The 17,319-nt window shown below is 71.8% G+C and carries 19 protein-coding genes; 8 read left to right on the plus strand and 11 right to left on the minus strand.

Annotated features, from left to right (window positions below; genetic code table 11):
• Positions 1–10: 10 nt before the first annotated feature.
• The gene (locus J7U37_RS17505; RefSeq protein WP_247636518.1) at positions 11–1,249 is read right to left on the minus strand and encodes a CaiB/BaiF CoA-transferase family protein; all 1,239 of its coding nucleotides are present in this window, start codon (positions 1,247–1,249) and stop codon (positions 11–13) included.
• A gap of 154 nt (positions 1,250–1,403) precedes the next feature.
• Here J7U37_RS17505 and J7U37_RS17510 point away from each other — a divergent pair, with 154 nt between their 5' ends.
• A complete protein-coding gene (locus J7U37_RS17510) occupies positions 1,404–2,633 on the plus strand; it encodes an acyl-CoA dehydrogenase (RefSeq protein WP_056190642.1) in 1,230 nt (409 codons plus the stop codon).
• 121 nt (positions 2,634–2,754) lie between these two features.
• Positions 2,755–3,408 (plus strand): TetR/AcrR family transcriptional regulator, encoded by a 654-nt coding sequence (locus J7U37_RS17515; RefSeq protein WP_247636519.1) that lies wholly within the window; start codon positions 2,755–2,757, stop codon positions 3,406–3,408.
• A gap of 28 nt (positions 3,409–3,436) precedes the next feature.
• On the opposite strand, the gene J7U37_RS17520 is transcribed toward J7U37_RS17515, so the two are convergent.
• From J7U37_RS17520 to J7U37_RS17525, 3 genes are all read right to left on the minus strand, one after another.
• Positions 3,437–3,649, minus strand: a complete 213-nt coding sequence (locus J7U37_RS17520; RefSeq protein WP_056481036.1) for a hypothetical protein — start codon at positions 3,647–3,649, stop codon at positions 3,437–3,439.
• Positions 3,649–3,780, minus strand: coding sequence for a hypothetical protein (locus J7U37_RS25145; RefSeq protein ID WP_282103945.1), 132 nt, complete (start codon positions 3,778–3,780; stop codon positions 3,649–3,651). The genes J7U37_RS17520 and J7U37_RS25145 overlap by 1 nt, the downstream gene beginning before the upstream one ends.
• A 123-nt stretch (positions 3,781–3,903) precedes the next feature.
• Complete coding sequence (locus tag J7U37_RS17525) at positions 3,904–4,278, minus strand: hypothetical protein (protein ID WP_056481038.1); 375 nt, start codon at positions 4,276–4,278, stop codon at positions 3,904–3,906.
• Positions 4,279–4,422: 144 nt separating this feature from the next.
• Between J7U37_RS17525 and J7U37_RS17530 the strand changes: the two genes are divergently transcribed.
• Positions 4,423–5,502 carry a UV damage endonuclease UvsE gene (locus J7U37_RS17530; RefSeq protein ID WP_247636520.1) on the plus strand — a complete coding sequence of 360 codons (1,080 nt, stop codon included), beginning with the start codon at positions 4,423–4,425 and terminating at the stop codon, positions 5,500–5,502.
• A gap of 19 nt (positions 5,503–5,521) precedes the next feature.
• Here J7U37_RS17530 and J7U37_RS17535 read toward each other — a convergent pair whose 3' ends face one another.
• Both J7U37_RS17535 and J7U37_RS17540 read right to left on the minus strand, forming a co-directional pair.
• Positions 5,522–6,238: an aldolase gene (locus tag J7U37_RS17535; protein WP_056190650.1), complete on the minus strand. Its 717-nt coding sequence runs from the start codon at positions 6,236–6,238 to the stop codon at positions 5,522–5,524.
• A gap of 27 nt (positions 6,239–6,265) precedes the next feature.
• Positions 6,266–7,276, minus strand: coding sequence for a LacI family DNA-binding transcriptional regulator (locus J7U37_RS17540; protein ID WP_200935825.1), 1,011 nt, complete (start codon positions 7,274–7,276; stop codon positions 6,266–6,268).
• Positions 7,277–7,507: 231 nt separating this feature from the next.
• Between J7U37_RS17540 and J7U37_RS17545 the strand changes: the two genes are divergently transcribed.
• The 5 genes from J7U37_RS17545 (at position 7,508) to denD (ending at position 12,962) form a co-directional block, all read left to right on the plus strand.
• The gene (locus J7U37_RS17545; RefSeq protein ID WP_056190729.1) at positions 7,508–8,818 is read left to right on the plus strand and encodes an MFS transporter; all 1,311 of its coding nucleotides are present in this window, start codon (positions 7,508–7,510) and stop codon (positions 8,816–8,818) included.
• A 133-nt stretch (positions 8,819–8,951) separates the two neighbouring features.
• Positions 8,952–9,869 (plus strand): L-threonate dehydrogenase, encoded by a 918-nt coding sequence (ltnD, locus tag J7U37_RS17550; protein ID WP_056481044.1) that lies wholly within the window; start codon positions 8,952–8,954, stop codon positions 9,867–9,869.
• A 14-nt stretch (positions 9,870–9,883) separates the two neighbouring features.
• Positions 9,884–10,696, plus strand: a complete 813-nt coding sequence (gene otnI / locus J7U37_RS17555; RefSeq protein WP_056190656.1) for a 2-oxo-tetronate isomerase — start codon at positions 9,884–9,886, stop codon at positions 10,694–10,696.
• A complete protein-coding gene (gene otnK / locus J7U37_RS17560; RefSeq protein ID WP_247636521.1) occupies positions 10,693–11,985 on the plus strand; it encodes a 3-oxo-tetronate kinase in 1,293 nt (430 codons plus the stop codon). Before otnI ends, otnK begins: the two co-directional genes overlap by 4 nt.
• A 17-nt stretch (positions 11,986–12,002) precedes the next feature.
• Positions 12,003–12,962, plus strand: coding sequence for a D-erythronate dehydrogenase (gene denD / locus J7U37_RS17565; protein ID WP_056190660.1), 960 nt, complete (start codon positions 12,003–12,005; stop codon positions 12,960–12,962).
• A 39-nt stretch (positions 12,963–13,001) separates the two neighbouring features.
• On the opposite strand, the gene J7U37_RS17570 is transcribed toward denD, so the two are convergent.
• Genes J7U37_RS17570 through mdcE form a run of 5 tightly spaced genes read right to left on the minus strand, consistent with a single transcriptional unit; the run spans position 13,002 to position 17,318 of the window.
• Positions 13,002–14,006: an aldo/keto reductase gene (locus J7U37_RS17570; RefSeq protein WP_247636522.1), complete on the minus strand. Its 1,005-nt coding sequence runs from the start codon at positions 14,004–14,006 to the stop codon at positions 13,002–13,004.
• A gap of 25 nt (positions 14,007–14,031) precedes the next feature.
• Positions 14,032–14,991: an acyltransferase domain-containing protein gene (locus J7U37_RS17575; protein ID WP_247636523.1), complete on the minus strand. Its 960-nt coding sequence runs from the start codon at positions 14,989–14,991 to the stop codon at positions 14,032–14,034.
• Positions 14,992–15,004: 13 nt separating this feature from the next.
• A complete protein-coding gene (gene mdcB, locus J7U37_RS17580) occupies positions 15,005–15,889 on the minus strand; it encodes a triphosphoribosyl-dephospho-CoA synthase MdcB (protein ID WP_247636524.1) in 885 nt (294 codons plus the stop codon).
• 3 nt (positions 15,890–15,892) lie between these two features.
• Positions 15,893–16,600: a malonate decarboxylase holo-[acyl-carrier-protein] synthase gene (gene mdcG / locus J7U37_RS17585; protein ID WP_247636525.1), complete on the minus strand. Its 708-nt coding sequence runs from the start codon at positions 16,598–16,600 to the stop codon at positions 15,893–15,895.
• Positions 16,593–17,318: a biotin-independent malonate decarboxylase subunit gamma gene (gene mdcE, locus J7U37_RS17590; protein WP_247636537.1), complete on the minus strand. Its 726-nt coding sequence runs from the start codon at positions 17,316–17,318 to the stop codon at positions 16,593–16,595. Before mdcE ends, mdcG begins: the two co-directional genes overlap by 8 nt.
• Position 17,319: the final 1 nt, after the last annotated feature.

Raw genomic sequence — 17,319 nt, forward strand, 5'->3', positions numbered from 1 at the left:
TCGGGTCGTCCTACGGTTTTCCGTCCACCGGCTCCGCCCGGATCTCTCCCGCGCGCCGCGCGTCGGATTCCGCCCGGATCTCGGCGCTCGACGCCCCGAGGGCCGGCGGCATCAGGCGGACGGGCAGGCGCTCCCCGTCGAGGCGATAGGGCGGGGCGAGGACGTGGGCGCCCGGATGGGCGTCGCCGCCCTGGGGCAGCACGAGGGTGCCGGCCCGCGCCCGGTCGGAGGTCAGGGCCTCGTGCAGACCCAGCACCTCGCCGCAGGGGATGCCCGCCGCGTCCAGCCGGGCGACGAGATCGGCCCGGGTCCAGCGGGCGAGTTCGGCCTCGAGCGCCGGCAGGAACTGCGACCGGTTGCGCGAGCGCTCCAGGTTGGTGGAAAAGCGCGGATCGGAGGCGAGGTCGGGACGCTCCAGCACCTGCTCGCACAGGCGGCGGTACTGGCCGTTGTTGCCCACCGCCAGGACGATCGGGCCGTCCCCGGTCTCGAACACGCCGTAGGGCGCGATCGACGGATGGGCGTTGCCGGCACGGACGGGATCGTGCCCCCGCACCATCGCCTCCAGGCCGCAATAGGCGGTGAGCGCCACGCCGCAATCGAACAGGGCCAGTTCGACGTGGCGCCCGAGCCCGGTGCGCTCGCGCTCGAACAGGGCGGCGAGCACCCCCTGGGTCGCGTATTGCCCGGTGAAGAGGTCGACCGCCGCGAGGCCGAACTTCAGGGGGGGCCGGTCGGCCTCGCCGTTCAGCGCCATCAGGCCGGCCTCGCCCTGCACCACGATGTCGTAGCCCGGCCGCATCGCCTCGGGGCCGTCCGAGGCGTAGCCGGAGATCGAGCAGTAGATCAGGCGCGGGTTCTCGGCGCTGAGGTCCGCGTAGCCGAGGCCGAGGCGATCGGCGCCGCCGGTCTTGAAATTCTGCACCACCACGTCGCTGGACCGGGCGAGATCGCGCGCGATCGCCAGCCCCTCCGGGGTGGCGAGGTCGAGGGTGATCGAGCGCTTGTTGCGGTTGGCGCTGTCGAAATACGAGGTGTTGGTGGCGCCCGTGCGCAGGCCCCAGTCGCGGGTGTCGTCGCCCCGCTCCGGGTGCTCGACCTTGATCACTTCGGCCCCGAGATCGCCCAGGCACATGGCGCACCAGGGGCCGGCGAGCACGCGCGAGAGATCGAGCACGCGGATGCCGGTCAGCGGCAGGGCCGGCGATGGGGGCTGTGGGCCGCCGTCCTGCGCCGTCGTCTCGCCCATACGTGTTCTCCCATCCCTGCGCCGCCCGGCACGACGCCCTCCGGCGCGGTGCCTGTCTACCAGGAATTCGCCCCGTTCCACTCCGGCGCCGCGCGGGTGGCCTCTCCGGCGCGGCCTGATAGGATCGCCGGAACAGACAATTCGAGGAACGCCGATGAACGCTCCGACGCGCCCGCCCGGCTCAGCCGCGCCGACAGCCCCCGCTTCCGCCGGCTTCGCCTGGGACGATCCCTTCCTGATGGACGACCAGCTCACCGAAGACGAGCGCGCCATCCACGAGGCGGCCCGGTCCTTCGCGCAGGAGGAACTCCTGCCCGGCATCGTCGAGGCCTACGCCCACGAGACCCCCAACCCTGAACTCTTCGCCAAGATGGGCGCGCGCGGGCTGCTGGGCGTGACCCTGCCGGAGGAATACGGCGGCGCCGGCGCCACGTACGTCGCCTACGGCCTCGTCGCTCGCGCCGTCGAGGCGGTGGATTCCGGCTACCGCTCGATGATGAGCGTGCAATCCTCGCTGGTGATGTACCCGATCCACGCCTACGGCTCGGACGACCAGCGCCGCAAGTTCCTGCCAAAGCTCGCTGCCGGCGAGTGGATCGGCTGCTTCGGCCTGACCGAGCCCGATGCCGGCTCGGACCCGGCCGGCATGAAGACGAAGGCCGTGAAGACCGACGGGGGCTATCGCCTGTCGGGAGCCAAGATGTGGATCTCGAACGCGCCCTTCGCCGACGTGTTCGTGGTCTGGGCCAAGTCCGAGGCGCATGAGGGCGCGATCCGGGGCTTCATCCTGGAGAAGGGCATGCCGGGTCTCTCGGCCCCGACCCTGAAGGGCAAGCTTTCGCTCCGCGCCTCCACCACGGGGGAGATCGTGATGGCGGATGTCGAGGTGGGGGAGGACGCGCTTCTGCCCAACGTCTCGGGCCTGAAGGGGCCGTTCGGCTGCCTCAACCGGGCACGCTACGGCATCGCCTGGGGCGCCATGGGGGCGGCGGAGGATTGCTGGCACCGGGCGCGGTCCTACACCCTGGAGCGCCAGCAATTCGGCCGGCCGCTCGCCCAGACCCAGCTCGTTCAGAAGAAGCTCGCCGACATGCAGACCGAGATCGCCCTCGGCCTCCAGGCCGCACTGCGGGTCGGGCGCCTGTTCGACGCGGGGCGGATGGCGCCCGAGATGATCTCGCTGATCAAGCGCAACAATTGCGGCAAGGCCCTCGACATCGCCCGGGTCGCCCGCGACATGCACGGCGGCAACGGCATCATGGGCGCGTACCATGTGATGCGCCACGCCCAGAACCTCGAGACGGTGAACACCTACGAAGGCACGCACGACGTCCACGCGCTCATCCTCGGCCGGGCGCAGACGGGGCTGCAGGCGTTCTTCTGAAACGGCAGGAGGGGCGAGCCGGATCAACATGGCGGAACCGGGTCCACATGGCTTTGGTGCCGCCGCCCTGGTGTTCGCCGGGCAGGGCTGGCATCGTTTCCCCGGGGGAGGACACCGCGCCGTGACTCAGAGGGACGTGACGCCGTCGCCGGTCCGGCGCCTCGGCCGCCCGCCGCGCGGGACCGAGGGCGACGTCCTGCTGCGCGTCCTGGCCGCGGCCAAGGTGGTGTTCCTCACCGAGGGCTTCGAAGCGGCGAGCATCGACGCGATCGCGGGTTCCGCCGGTCTGTCGAAGAAGACGATCTACACGCGCTTTACCTCCAAGGTCGATCTTTTCGAAGCCGTCTGCGTGCGCTTCATCGAGGAGAACGTGCCCTCCATCGAGCGGGTGGCGGCCGAGGCCGGCTCCCTGGAGGAGCGGCTCCACCGCATTGCCCTCGCCATCCTCGAGACGGTCCTGACCCCCGACTGCATCGCGTTCCGGCGGGTGATGGTGGCCGAGGCCGCGCGCTTCCCGGAATTCGCCCGCGCGCTCCATGATTTCGGATTGGCACGCGTGGTGCCCCTGGTCGAGCGCTGCCTGGAGGAGGGCGTCCGGTCCGGCGAGATCGCCGTGGAAGATGTCCGGCACGCGGCGGACGCCTTCCTGGGGCTGACCATCCGGGGGTTCGTCGACCGGACGGAACTCGGGCTGGAGCGGCCGGGCATGACCCACGTCAAGCGCGAGACGTTGAAGCGTTCGCTGGATTTCTTCCTGCGGGCCTGCCGGCCCTGAACGCGGTCCCCGCCGTGCGACGCGGGTCCTACGGCGCCTTGGCGGGCGGGAAGGCGGTTCCCGGGCAATTGGCGGCGAGCCCCGTATCGCCGACCCGGTCGGGTGCGCAGGCGGGAATGGCCGGGCGGCCGCCATTCTCGATGCGCGCCTCCTGCAACCGCTCGAACTTCCACAGGCCGAGGCCGATCACCACCAGGATGGCGAGCAATGCGGCGCCCGCGAGCGGCAGCCAGCGCGGCATCAGCGGGCGCTCGCGCCGGCTTCCGGCACCGACTGGGTGTGGGCGGTGTCGCCGTGCTTGACGAAGGTGAACAGGATCACCCCTGCCAGGAGAGCGACGGCGGCGATGAAGACGGGAAACAGGCGACGCATCGGAAGAAGACCACGCTGATCGAACGGAGCGCCGGGTATGCGCCGGCGGAGGTGTGTAACGCGCGGACCGGCGCCTGGGTCGCAGGATCCGTCATCACGAATTGGGCGGCGGGGAAGATGGCGTCAGCCGCCCGCCGTGAGCCGCTGACCGGCCTCGCCGTAGCCGAGCCGCGCGCCCTCGCGATTGACGATCCCGAAGCGCAGGGTCGCCTGTTCGAGGTAGTCGATCGCCGCGACGAGGGCGCGGCGCGCCGGCTCGACGGCCTCGGGCTCGTCGTCGGGCGGCGTCTCGGCGAAGTTGACGGCGGCGATGAGCACCCGGTCGCGCTCGTCCTCGATCCGGCGATCGCGTTCGACGCGCCCGCGGATGTCGGCGTCGAAGGCGGCCACGACCGCGAAGGGAAAGTCGTCGCGGCGCGACCCCTTCGGGTAGGCCAGGGTCAGCCTGCGGGCGAGGTCGGCCGCGTGCCGGACCTGATCAGCGAGTTTGGCGTCCATCGGGGCTCCGGGGCCGGCGTGGGAGCCGGCACGTTACACTTGCACCAGACCACCCTGCACAAGGGTTCGGCGCCGGGGCAACGCGCCTGGGCCGGCCGGGGGTTCCGGCCGTGCACCAATGGCGTTCCGCCGCGTTATCGCCCCATGACCGATTCAACACCCCGCCTCGGCTTCTGCTGCAAGTTCATCCTCGAGGCCCCGCCCGAGAGCTTCAAGACCCTGAAGGCCGCCCGCGAGGCGACCCTGCAGATGAATCTCACCCACGCCACCATGGCGCATCTGAAGACGCTGGCGCCCGCCGCGCGGCGGGCGAAGCTCGAGGGTCTGGTGCGCCACAACCTCGGCGCCCTGGAGCGGCAGGTGGCCTGGGTCGCCGCCCGGCCCGTGATCGAGCGCCTGCTGCGGATCGCCAGCAACGTCCTGCCCGGCTACACCCACGCGGTGGCGCAGGACATCTACGCCGAACCCGAGATGCGCCGCCTCGTCGAGGACGGCCTCGCCCGGATCGGCGCCATCGCGCGGGACGGGGCGGTGCGCCTGAGTTTCCATCCGGGGCCGTTCTGCGTCATCGCCTCGCAGAACCCGAATGCCGAGCGCAACGGCATCGAGGAACTCGAGCACCACGCCGAACTCATGGCGATGCTCGGCTACGGCCAGGGCTGGCATCCGCAGGGGGCCCACATCAACATCCATGTGGGCGCCCGCGACCCCGGCATCGCCGGCTTCCGGGCCAGCCTGCCCAAGCTCTCGCAGACGGCGCGCGACCTCCTTACGGTCGAGAACGACGAGAACGTCTTCGGGCTCGACACGGTGCTGGGCCTCGCCGACGTCGTTCCGGTGGTGCTCGACCTGCACCATCACTGGGTCGAGAGCCGGGGCGCGTATATCGAGCCCGACGACCCGCGCGTGATGCGCGTGCGCGAATCCTGGCGCGGGGTGCGCCCCGTGGCGCATATCAGCGTCTCGCGCGAGAGCCTGCTGGAGGGCCACGCGGCCGACGCCCTGCCGGATTTCGCCGCGCTGACGGAGGCCGGCCACAACTGGCGCGACCTCGCCGCCCATTCGGACATGATGTGGAACCGGGCCGTCAACGCCCTGGTGGCCCGCCACATGGCCTGGGCGGATTTCGAGATCGAGGCGAAATCCAAGAACATCGCCTCGGTCGGCATCGCCGCCGAGATCGCGGCCGCGCTGCCGGGAGCGCAGATCGAGGTGGCAGCCTGAATCGACGCCGGTCGCGGGCTCAATGCCCGTGGTCGTGCCCGTCCGGCTCCGGCAGGGTCAGGCCGAAATGGCTGACGAGATCCTGGACCTGCCCTGGGCTGAGGTGGCGCGGATTGAGGTTGCGCAGGAGGAGGTAGAGCTTGGCCGTCTCCTCCAGCTCCTCGGTGGCGAAGACCGCGTTCTCCAGGGTGGTGCCGGCCACCACCGGGCCGTGATTGGCCAGCAGCACCGAGGCGTAGCGGCCGGCGAGCCCCCGGATCGCGTCCGCCACCGCCGGGTCGCCGGGTCGGTAATACGGCACCAGGGCCGTGGCGCCGGCCCGCATCAGGTAATAGGGCGTCAGCGGGGGCAGCACCGCCTTCGGGTCGATCTCCGGCAGCATCGAAACCGCGACCGCGTGGGTCGAGTGCAGGTGGACGATGGCGCGCGCCTCCGTGCGGCTGTCGTAGAGCGCCGCGTGAAGCGGAATCTCCTTCGTGGGCGCGTGGCCCGAGACCAGGGCGCCCGTCGCGTCCAGGCGCGAGATCGTGGCCGGATCGAGGAAGCCCAGCGAGGCGTTGGTGGGCGTCACCAGCCAGCCGCCGTCGTCGAGGCGGAGCGAGATGTTGCCCGACGAGCCCGGCGTCAGGCCGCGCTCGAACAGCGAGCGGCCGAACCGGCAGATCTGTTCGCGAAGCCGGGACTCGCTCGGTGTAGTCTCGCTCGATGTTCTCTCGCTCGATGTTCTCTCGCTCATGGCGTTCCTTGATCGTGAGGGGCGATCTCAGGCGGTGGCGCCGGGGATCAGTTCATAGCCGAGATCGATCACCTCCGGCGGGCCGTCCGCTCCGAGGCGCTCGGCCGCCATCGCGCCGATCTCCAGGCGCGGGGTGCGGATGGTGGCGAGGGGCCGGGGCATCGCCGCGGCGATGTCGAGGGCGTTGAAACCGAACAGGGCGAGGCGCCCCGGCACCGCGATGCCTTCGGCGAGGCAGTGGAAGTAGCCGCCGAGCGCCATGTCGTCGTTGGAGAAGTAGACCGCGTCGAGGTCGGGCCGGCGGGCGAGGAGTTGCCCCAGGGCCTCCCGCCCGGCCGCCGCCGAGGAGGGGCCCGACGCGATCGCGCGCTCCACCAGGGGATGGCCGGCCTGGACCAGCGTCTCGCAGAACCCCGCCAACCGCTTGGCCGCGCGCAGGTCCCGCGTGATGTCGTGCCCGACATAGCCGATGCGGCGGTAGCCCCGGTCGAGCAGGTGCCGGGCGCTGTCGCAACCCACCGCCCGGTTCGAGAACCCCACCACGATGTCGAGGCCGGTGCCGTCGGTATCGATCATCTCGACGACACGGATGCCGCTCGCCCGCAGGCGCGCGACCGCACCGGGCGTGTGCTCCAGGCCGGTGACGATGAGACCGGCCGGGCGCCAGGAGAGCAGGGCGCCGATCAGCGCCTCCTCGCGGCTCGGGTCGTAGTCCGAGACCCCGATCACGCTCTGGAAACCGTCGCGGTCGAGGGCGGCGTTGGCGCCGCGCAGGAGATCCGGGAACACGATGTTGGTGAGCGACGGGATGATGATGCCGACCAGCTTGGCGCCCGCCGTGGTACCGGAGCCCGCCAGCATGCCGGCCAGGCGGTTCGGCACGTAGCCGAGGCGCGCCACCGCCTCCGCGACCCGATCCTGGGTGCGCTTCGAGAACGAGCCCTGGTTGCGCAGGACACGGGAGACCGTGCTCTCGCCGACCCCGGCCGCGCGGGCGACGTCGGCCAGGGTCACGAGCCGGCGCTCGGGCTCATGCACGTTCATCGGCGACCTTCATCCTCGGGGCAGGGACGGCAGAGCCATAGCAAGGTTAGCGACCCGCAACAATCAGATTGGCAGCGCTGCCAATCACTGTTATCCAAGATGCAAGCGCTGCCAACAGGAGTCGCGCACCGATAAAATTCTGCAACGCCAGAACGGTGATCCGCAAAGCGGGCGCCCGCAGGAGGAAACATGACCGTGCAAGCTTCAACGGCGAAGGCTTCGACCATGCCGGGCGCATCCGCGCGCGGCGCCGGCGCGCCCTCGTCGGATTTCGTCGAGCAGACCTACACGAAGGTATTCTGGCGGCTCGTGCCGTTCCTGATGCTCTGCTACGTGGTCGCCTATCTCGATCGCGTGAACGTGGGCTTCGCCAAGTTGCAGATGTCCCAGGAGCTGGGCTTCAGCGAGACAGTCTACGGCCTCGGCGCCGGCCTGTTCTTCATCGGCTACTTCCTGTTCGAGGTGCCCTCGAACGTCATCCTACACCGGGTCGGCGCCCGGGTCTGGATCGCCCGCATCATGATCACCTGGGGCATCATCTCGGCCGGGTTCATGTTCGTGAACTCCGCGACCTCGTTCTACCTCATGCGCTTCCTGCTCGGCCTCGCGGAGGCCGGCTTCTATCCGGGGGTGATCCTCTACACGACGACCTGGTTCCCGGCCCATCGCCGCGCCCGGGTGATCGCGGTGTTCATGTCGGCGATCCCGGTCTCGGGCATCTTCGGCAACCCGCTTTCCGGCTGGATCATGGACACGTTCAACGGCACGCACGGCCTGTCCGGCTGGCAGTGGATGTTCCTGATCGAGGCGGTGCCGGCGGTGCTGGTGGGTCTCGCCGTGTTCTTCTATCTCGACAACCGCCCCTCGGAAGCCAAGTGGCTGAACGCCGCCGAGAAGCAGGTCATCGAGCGCGACATCGCCGCCGACGGCGCCGGCAAGGAACAGAGCCCGCATTCGATCGCCACCGTGTTCCGCAACGGCCGGATCTGGTTCATGAGCCTGATCTACTTCGCCTTCGTCACCGGTCAATACGGCCTGACCTTCTGGATGCCCACCATCGTCAAGGCGTCCGGCATCCAGGGCAACCTCAACATCGGTCTCGTCAGCGCGATCCCGTTCCTGTTCGCGGTCTTCGTCATGATCCTGCTCGGCCGCAGCGCCGACCGGATGCGCGAGCGGCGCTGGCACCTCATCGTCCCGGCCCTCTGCGGCGCGGTCGGCTTCGTGGTCGCGGCCAGCACCGGCAGCACGGTCGTGGCCATCGCGGCGCTGGCCGTGGCGGCCGGCGGCGTGCTCACCTGCGCGCCGCTGTTCTGGTCCCTGCCCACCGCCTTTCTCAGCGGCGCGGGTGCGGCGGCCGGCATCGCGCTGATCAACTCGGTGGGCAACCTCGCGGGCTTCGCCAGCCCCTACGTGATCGGGGCCCTGCGCGATTCCACCGGCAGCACCGCCGCCGGCATGTACGCGCTCGCCGTGATGCTGGTGATCGGCGCGGTCTGCGTGTTCGTCACCCCGAAGCACGTGGTCAATCGCTGAGCCGGACGGATCCGAAACCCACACCGTGATTCCGGGGCTGCGCAGCAGAACCCGGGATGACGGGGTGAGTGGCAGGAGCATCCGTTCGATCCGCCTTCCCCTGATTTCGAAATTCCATCCGACAGGTCCCTCCATGAGCACGAACACCCAGAACCGCTGCGTAGCCGTGATCGGCCTCGGCTCCATGGGCGCCGGCATGGCCGGTTCGCTCCTCCGGGCCGGCTTCCAGGTCACCGCCTGCGACGTGAACGCGGAAGCGGTCGCGCGCTTCGCCGAGAGCGGGGGACAGGCGGCGGCGAACCCGGCGGCGGCGGCGGCGGGGGCCGACGTGGTGGTCTGCGTCGTGGTCAACGCCGCCCAGACCGAAGCGGTGCTGTTCGGGCCGGACGGGGCTGCCGAGACCATGCCCGAGGGCGCCGTGTTCGTCTCCTCCGCCACCATGGACCCGGCCATCGCCCGTCGCCTCGCGGCCCGGCTGGAGGAGACCAGACGGCACTATCTCGACGCCCCGATGAGCGGCGGCGCGGTCCGGGCGGCGGACGGCGAACTCACCTTCCTGGCCTCCGGCAGCACAGCGGCCTTCGATGCCGCCCGACCGGCCCTGGAGGCGATGGCCGGCAAGCTCTACGCGCTCGGCGACGCGGCCGGGCAGGGGGCCGCCTTCAAGATGATCAACCAGCTGCTCGCGGGCGTGCACATCGCGGCCGCCAGCGAGGCCATGAGCTTTGCCGCCAAGCAGGGGCTCGACCTGCGCAAGGTCTACGAGGTGATCACGGCATCCGCCGGCAATTCCTGGATGTTCGAGAACCGCATGCCGCACGTGCTCGACGGCGATTACAGCCCGAGAAGCGCGGTCGACATCTTCGTCAAGGATCTGGGCATCGTGCAGGACATGGCGCGGGCAGAAAAGTACCCCGTGCCGGTGGCGGCCGCCGCCCTGCAGATGTTCCTGATGGCGTCGGGCTCCGGCATGGGCCGGGACGACGACGCCTCGGTGGCCCGCCTCTACGCCCAGGTGGCCGGCGTCACCCTGCCGTCGCCCAAGGCCTGAAGGGAGAACAGCCGATGCCGCGTTTTGCCGCCAACCTCACCCTGATGTTCACCGAACGCCCCTTCCTCGACCGCTTCGCGGCAGCCCGGGAAGCGGGCTTCACCGCCGTCGAATTCCTGTTCCCCTACGACCATCCGCCCGAGGCCATCGCCGAGCGCCTGGCGCAGTACGGCCTCACCCAGGCCCTGTTCAACCTGCCGCCGGGCGATTGGGCGGCGGGCGAGCGCGGCCTCGCCGCCCTGCCGGACCGGTTCGCGGAGGTGCAGGCGGGCGTCGAGACCGGCCTGACTTACGCGAAGGCCACCGGCGTGGCCCGGCTCCACCTCATGGCCGGCATGGCGGATGCGCAGGATCCGGCGGCGCAGGCGGCCTATCGCCGGGCCGTGGCCTGGACCGCCGAGCGGGTGGGTCGCGAAGGGCTCGACCTCGTGCTCGAGCCGATCAACGCCCGCAACATGCCGGGCTACTTCCTCAACGACTTCGCCATGGCCGCCCGCCTGATCGAGGACCTCGCCCTGCCGAACCTGAAGCTGCAGTTCGACCTCTACCATTGCCAGATCCTGCACGGGGACGTGACCACCCGCCTGCGGACCCTGATGCCGATGGTCGGGCACGTCCAGACCGCGAGCGTGCCCACCCGGCACGAGCCCGGCACCGGCGAGATGAACGACGCCTTCCTCTTCGCCGAGCTCGACCGCCTCGGCTATGCGGGCTTCGTCGGCTGCGAGTACAACCCGGCCGGCGGCACGGGGGAGGGCCTCGGCTGGTTCGAGCCCTACCGCGCGTCGCAGGGACAGCAGGCGCAAATCCGGGAGGCCACCCGATGAGCCTCGCCCTCGGATCGGTGGCCGACGACTATACCGGCGCCTCGGACCTCGCCAACACGCTGACCCAGGCCGGCCTGCGCACCGTGCAGACCATCGGCATCCCGGCCGACGACCTCGATCTGGCCGGGGTCGATGCCGTGGTGGTGGCCCTCAAGAGCCGCTCCATCCCGGCTGCGGACGCGGTGGCGCGCTCCCGCGCGGCCGAGGCCTGGCTGCGCGGCCGCGGCGCCGCCCACGTCCTGTTCAAAATCTGCTCGACCTTCGATTCGACCGACCAGGGCAATATCGGCCCCGTCCTGGACGCCCTGCGGGGCGATGCGGGCGAGGCCATCGCCCTCGTCACGCCCGCCTTCCCGGAGACCGGGCGCACCGTCTACCAGGGCAACCTCTTTGTCGGCGCCGTGCCGCTGAACGAGAGCCCGCTCAAGGACCATCCCCTCAACCCGATGCGCGACGCCAACCTCGTGCGGGTGCTGGCCCGCCAGAGCGCGGCGCCCGTGGGCCTCGTGGATTTCGCCACTGTGGCGAAGGGGCCGGACGCCGTCGCCGCGCGCCTCGACGCGCTCGCCGCCGACGGCGTGGGCGCGGCCATCGCGGACGCCGTGAGGGAGACCGATCTCGAAACCCTCGGGGTGGCGGCGCTCGGCCATCGCATCTCGGTGGGCGCCTCGGGCCTCGGCCTCGGCCTCGCCCGCGCGCTCGTGGCGGCCGGCCGGGCTGCGGCGCCGGACAGCGCCTCGGATCTCGGCGCGCCCGTTGGGGGCCTGGCCGCCTGCCTCGCCGGAAGCTGCTCGCAGGCGACGCTCGGACAGATCGCGGCGGCGCAAGCCGTGATGCCGGTGCGGCGCCTCGACCCCGAGCGCCTGCTCGCCGCGGGTGAGGCCGAGATCGAGGCCGCCGTGGCCTGGGCCGGCGATCATGTCGGCGCCGGCCCCGTTCTCATCGCCAGCAGCGCCGAGCCCGAGACCGTGCGCGCCCTCCAGGCCCGCCACGGTGGCGACCGGGTCGGCCATGCCATCGAGGCCGCTTTGGCCCGCATCGCCGGCGACCTGGTGGCGCGCGGTGTGCGCCGCCTCGTGGTGGCGGGCGGCGAGACCTCCGGCGCGGTCGTCGATACGCTCGGGCTGAAGGCCTTCCGCCTCGGTCCCGAGATCGCCGCCGGGGTGCCGGTGCTCAGGACGATGGGGCAAGGGGCAGTCGGCCTCGGCGATCCCATGCTGCTCGCTCTCAAGTCCGGCAATTTCGGCGGCCGCGACTTCTTCTCCCGCGCCCTCGACCTGATGCGCTGAGCCCGAAAGGACGCCCCATGCACGCTCTGATCCTCGGCGCCGCCGGCATGATCGGCCGACGCCTCACCGACGCCCTCGCCGCGCAGGGCGATGCCCGCGCCCTCACCCTGGTGGACGTGGTGGAGCCGACGCCGCCGACGGGCTTCACCGGCCCTGTCGCCACGGCCGCCGCCGACCTCGCGATCCCGGGCGCGGCGGAGGCCGCCATCGCGGGCCGGCCGGACGTGATCTTCCACCTCGCGGCGATCGTGTCGGGCGAGGCGGAGGCCGACCTGGAGAAGGGCTACCGGGTCAATCTCGACGCCACGCGCCTGCTTCTCGACGCGATCCGGCAGGCCCACGGGGCGGAGGGCTACCGGCCCCGCGTGGTCTTCACCTCATCGCTGGCGGTGTTCGGGCCGCCGCTTCCGGGCGTGATCCCGGACGACATGATCCTGACACCGGCCACCTCCTACGGCACCCAGAAGGCGATGGGCGAGTTGCTGCTCGCCGATTACACCCGGCGCGGCTTCCTCGACGGCATCGGCTTGCGCCTGCCCACCATCTGCGTACGGCCGGGCAAGCCGAACAAGGCGGCCTCCGGGTTCTTCTCCGGGATCATCCGCGAGCCGCTGGCAGGCCAGGAGGCGATCCTGCCGGTGCCCGACAGCGTGCGCCACTGGTTCGCCAGTCCACGCTCGGCCACCGAATACCTTCTGCACGCCGCCCGCATCGACCTTGGTCCCCTCGGCCTGCGCCGCAGCCTGACCATGCCGGGGATCTCGGCGACGGTGGCCGACGAGATCGAGGCCCTGCGCCGCGTGGGTGGTGATCCGGCGGTGGCGCTGATCCGGCGTGAACCGAATCCGGCCATCCAGGCGATCGTGGAGACCTGGCCGGAGGCCTTCGATACCCGCCGCGCCCTGGAACTGGGCTTCAAGGGTGACGCCAGCTTCGACGCGCTGGTGGAGTTGCACCTGGCCGAGACGCGGGGGTAAACAGGCTGAACGCGCCTCCCTCCCCCGCACAATGGCGTTTTACCCCCGCACGCGCCCCTCGATCGGATAGGCCGGATCGTTGTAGCCCGGGGTCGAGGGGTGGCCGGTGACGACGTGGGCGTCGACCAGCGCCTCGTCCTCGTCCGTGAAGGTGTAGCCGAGAGCGCCCAGATACTCGTCCCACTGCGCCTCGGTGCGCGGCCCGGCGATGACCGAGGTGACGGTGCGGTTGGCCAGCACCCAGTTCACCGCGAACTGCCCCGCCGTCAGCCCGCGCGCGGCCGCGTGGGCCTGGAACGTGCGGGCGATCACCAGGGATTCCGGGCGCCACTCCGTCTGCATCATGCGGGTGTCCTGGCGCCCCGCGCGGGTGCCTTCGGGGGGCGGCGCATCGGGATCATACTTCGCGGTCAGCACGCCGCGGGCGAGCGGCGAGTACGGCACCACGCCGAGGCCGTAATGGGCGCAGGCCGGCAGGTGCTCGGTCTCCGGCATCCGGTTCAGGGCGTTGTAGTAGGGCTGGCTCACCACCGGACGGTCGATGCCGAGATCGTCGCACAGGCGGCAGATCTCGGCGACGCGCCAAGCCCGGTAGTTCGAGACGCCGAAGTAGCGGATCTTGCCCTGGCGCACGAGCTGCGCGATGGCGCCGATGGTCTCAGCCAACGGCGTCGTGTGGTCCTCCTTGTGGAGGTAGTAGATGTCGATGACGTCGGTGCCGAGCCGCCGGAGGCTGGCCTCGGCGGCGCGCAGCACGTGAGCGCGGGACAGGCCCCGGTCGTTGACGCCCGGCCCCATCGGGTTGGCGACCTTGGTGGCCAGCACCCAGGCCTCGCGGTCCCGGGCGATCGCCCGGCCCACCACCTCCTCGGAGCGGCCCTCGTTGTAGACGTCAGCCGTGTCGAGAAAGTTGATCCCGGCGCCCCGGGCGCTGTCGATGATGCGGCCGGCGGTGGCCTCGTCGGTGGGGCCGCCGAACATCATGGTGCCGAGACAGAGCGGCGAGACCTTGAGGCCCGAACGGCCGAGATTGCGATACTGCATCGTGTGCGTTTCACTCCGTCGGGGTTCAGGCCCCGTCCTCGATCCATTGAATCACACCGGCGGACATCCGAAAATCCTCCAGTGCATGAACCCGCGCGTCGGGCAGGGCCGCCCGCGCCATGGTGGCGAGGGCGTGGCCGGGACCGAGCTCGAGAACGTGGTCCGCGCCGAACTCGCCGATGCCCTCCAGGCAGGCGGCCCAGTCCAGGGTCTGCGAGAGCTGCGCGGCGAGCTTGGCCAAGCCCACCTCCGGCCGGAACACCGCCGCCCCGTCGAGGCCGCTGAGGAGGCGCGGGGCCGGACGCGGCGGCGTCGCCAGGGGCGCCTCGGCCAGCCGTTCGGCGAAGCGGGCCGAGGCCTCGGCCAGGAGCGGCGTGTGGGAGGGGATTTGGACGGGCAGGCGCACCGCCCGCGCGGCGCCGGCTGCGAGCGCCGCCGCGCAGAGCCTGTCGAGGGCCTCGACGGGACCGCCCACCACCACGCTGTCGACGGCGTTGCGGATCGCCGGGTGGCACCCATGCTCCCCCGCCATCGCGAAACACCGCTCTGCGGGCAGGCCGCGCAGGCCCGCGAGGCCGTAAGGGATGCCGCGGCCGGAATCCGGACCCGCCACCGCATCCATCGCCTCGGCGCGAACGGCGGCGAGGTCCAGCACCGTCTCGGGCGCGAACAGGCCGGCGCAGCCGAAGGCCGCGAGATCGCCGATGCTGTAGCCGACCACCACGACGCGCGCGGGTCTCGCGGCTTGCGAGGCTTGGGCGGCCTGCACCAGGGTCCAGGCGGCGAGGCCGGCGACGCAGCACAGGATCTGCCCGGTGCGGTTGGCGTGGAGGTCCGCGCCCGTGCGTACGAGGTCGCGCGGGTCCTGGCCGAGGAGCGGGGTCGCCGCCGCGAAGATGCCCTGCGCCTCCGGCCGATCGGCGGTGAGGTCGAACATTCCCGAATGCTGGCCGCCCTGGCCGGACAGCAGGATCGCGAGGGTCATGACGGCGCGACGATCATGGTCGCTCCCAGGCGTCGACGAACAGGGTCATGGCGAGAAGGTCGGCGGCCCCGCCGGGGCTGAGGCGGCGGGCGACGAAGGCCCGGTGCAGCGCCTCCGCCCGCGAAAACCAGTCGTCCGGCGCGATACCGCCCGCGGCGATGAAGCGGGCGGCTTCCGCCCGCGCGAAGGCATACCCTTCGGGGCCGCCGCGATGCAGCAGGTTGGTGTCCTCCAGGCAGGCGACGAGGGCGAGGCAGGCCTCCACCCGCGCGGCCTCGGGCGCATCGGGGCGAAGAGCGCGGGCCCGGCGCAGGGCCGGCAGTCCGGTGCCGTAGAGGCTCGGGAACCCGGCCGCCGCCTCGGCCGGCGCGCCCCCGACGCCGTGTCGGCGCCGCGCTCGCGCGCCCGGCGCGTGCAGCAGCTCGGGGCCGTCGAGGATCGCGTCCGCATGGCGCGCGCGGACATGGGCGCCGAGGCTCCCGGCCGCCGGGCGCATCCCTGAGGCGCCGGCCGCGGCACTGAGGAGGCCGAGGCCGAAAATGGCGCCCCGGTGGGTGTTCACGCCCCCGGTGGCCGCCCGCATCGCCGCCTCCGCCGCGAGGCCGATCCGGCGCAGATGCGCCATCTCGGCCCCCGCCGCGCCGGCCTCGGCGAGCTCCGCGAAGAAGGGCTCCAGGGCATCGGCACTCGCCCGGAAGCGGCCCGCGTCCATGTCGGAATGGCTACCGCTGTCCACGTGGCTGACGAGACCGGGCTTGGGATAGGTGGCGAGCTCGCGGTGCAGGCATGCGGTGGCGAGGCGGGCGATCCGCCGCGACAGGCCGCGGGGTCGCGCCGGGTCGGGCGTCGCGGACGGGATGGCAGCTCCCTGGACCGCAGGTGCGGAGGCGGACGGCATCGCTCAAGCTGCCGGGGACAGGGCGGCGCGGAGTGCCGCGACGGGCCGAAGCTCCAGGCGCAGCAGGCCCTTGACGAGGACCGCCTCGTCGGGTCCGGCCGCGTGCAGTTCGCGCCAGTTCACGGCGAAACCGTCCGGTAGACAGATCTCGCCGTCGAGGCGCATCGGCGCCGGTCCCGCGATGCGCGCCAGACCGTCGAGGAAGGCGCGATCGAGGGAGGCGTGGGCGAGGAAGGCACGGTCGAGGGAGACGGGCCAGAGCAGGTCGAGGTCCGAGGTGTCCGAGAGATAGGGCAGGCCGGTCAGCGCCTGCCAGAGCAGGCCGCCGAACACGCGCGGCACGCAGCCATGGGCCGCCCCGTGCGCGACGAGGGCCGCGATGGTCGGGTGCCAGGCGGCGGGGGCCGCCCCGCCGGCCTCGGCCAGGGTCAGGCTTGGGCGGGGCGTGACGGAGCCCGGATCGAGGGCGAGGCCGATGCGGCGCTTGCCGAGGGCGGGCGGCAGCGGCAGGCCGGCGGCGACGAGGCCGGCATCCTCGCCGGGCCCGCGGCGCCGGGCGATGACGGGCCAGCCGCGTTCCGCCCAGCCGGCGAGATGGGGAATCCCCGCGAGGTCCGGCCGTCCCGCCAGCACTCGGCTCCAGGCGCCGGGCGTCACGGTGAGAAGGTCGTGGCGCGCGAGGGGCGACAGAGGCGACACAGGATCACGCACCCTGCGCCTCGCGCACCACCCGGGCGGCGATGTCGTGGGCCAGCGGACGGCCGCCCCGCTCACGACCGAGGGCGTCGCGGGTATCGCGGATGTCGGCTGCAGCCCCCTGCGCGATCAGCGCGGCGACCTGGGGACCGAGGGGCTGTGTGGGATCGAGAACCGCCTGCACGGCACCGGTCTGGACCATGTTGTCGAGGCCGGGGGCGAAGACCGGCGTGGCGCGAGCCATCTCTTCCAGCTTCTCCAGGGGCAGCTTGGTGACGCGGGCCACCGAGGGCAGATCCATCACGCTCGGATGGGCGCCGGGCAGGGCCACGAGCACGCGGGTGGCGAGCGCGGTGGCGATGAAGGCGCCGGCCGCGCTGTGGCCGTAGAGCAGGCCGATGGTCGGATGGCCTTGCGCGTCGGCCAGCAGCAGCGCCTTGGCCAGATGGGCGAGATACTCGTTGAGGCCGAGCAGTTCGTCGCGCCGGCTCATGCGCTGGCTGTCGGAATCGATCAGGACGAGGATCGGCGTCTCGCCGCCGGCCCGCACCACGTCGAGGACGCGCCCCGCCAGGTGGCAGGCGCCCTCGATCCCGAGGGCCGTGTTCCCGTCGATGCCGACCACGGCGATCCGCCCGGCCCCGAGAGGACCATCCCCGGTGATCAGACCGTCCGACACCGTGACGGCGTGGCCCGCGGGAAAGAGCGCGGCGAGGATCGCCTCGAGGGCCATC

It is taken from the genome of Methylobacterium sp. 37f (genome assembly GCF_023093475.1).
Classification (GTDB): Bacteria; Pseudomonadota; Alphaproteobacteria; order Rhizobiales; family Beijerinckiaceae; genus Methylobacterium.